1 pseudogene is annotated in these 1,228 nt (G+C 48.5%); it reads left to right on the forward strand.

Going from position 1 to position 1,228, the window contains the following annotated elements:
• Positions 1 to 1,228, forward strand: a pseudogene (rpoB, locus tag J0A65_RS23645) (DNA-directed RNA polymerase subunit beta); the annotation flags it as partial.

A 1,228-nucleotide genomic window follows, 5' to 3' on the forward strand; every position in this document is an offset into this window, starting at 1 on the left:
TCACCACTATCCACATTCAGGAACTGAGCTGTATTGCTCGTGACACCAAGTTGGGGCCGGAGGAAATTACTGCCGATATCCCTAACGTCGGTGAGTCTGCCCTGGGCAAACTGGATGAATCTGGTGTTGTTTATATCGGTGCTGAAGTAAAAGGCGGCGATATTCTGGTGGGTAAAGTAACACCTAAAGGTGAAACCCAGCTGACGCCAGAGGAAAAACTGTTACGCGCTATCTTCGGTGAGAAAGCCTCTGATGTTAAGGACACCTCCTTGCGTGTACCTAACAGCGTGCATGGTACCGTTATTGACGTACAAGTCTTTACCCGTGACGGCGTAGAAAAAGACAAACGTGCCATCGAAATCGAAGACATGCAGTTACGTCAGGTTAAGAAAGACTTGTCTGACGAATTCAACATCCTAGCCGATGGTATTTTCTCTCGTGCACGTAACCTGCTGATCAACAGCGGTGTTGCTGACAGCAAGCTGGACAGCCTGCCACGTGAGAAATGGTTTGATTTGACTCTGAAGGATGAAGACGCGCAAAACGGTCTGGACCAGATTGCTGAGCAGTATGGTGAGATCAAAGATGACTTCGATAAGAAGTTTGAAGTTAAGCGTCGTAAGATTACTCAGGGTGATGATCTGGCCCCTGGCGTGCTGAAAATTGTTAAGGTTTACTTAGCGGTTAAACGCATGATCCAGCCTGGTGACAAGATGGCTGGTCGTCATGGTAACAAGGGTGTTATCTCGACCATTATGCCTGTTGAAGACATGCCTTATGATGAGCACGGTCAACCTGTTGATATCGTGTTGAACCCATTGGGCGTACCTTCTCGTATGAACATCGGTCAGGTTCTGGAAACCCACTTGGGTATGGCAGCACACGGCATTGGTGCCAAGATCGACCGCATGATCAAAGAAGAGCAGGAAAAAGCCAAGCTGCGTAGCTTTATCAAAGAAGTCTACGATCTGGGTGAGTCTCATCAGAAAGTGGATATCGACAGCTTCAGCGACGATGAAATCGAGCGTTTGGCTGGTAACCTGCGTAAAGGTCTACCTATTGCTACGCCTGTGTTCGACGGTGCCAATGAAGCAGAAATTAAGCAGATGCTGAAGCTGGCTGACATCCCTGAAGATGGTCAGATCAGACTGTATGACGGTCGTACCGGTCGCGCCTTCGAGCGTAAGGTAACGGTCGGCTACATGTATATGCTGAAACTGAACCACTT

The organism is Bowmanella yangjiangensis, assembly GCF_017255015.1.
GTDB lineage: Bacteria > Pseudomonadota > Gammaproteobacteria > Enterobacterales > Alteromonadaceae > Bowmanella > Bowmanella yangjiangensis.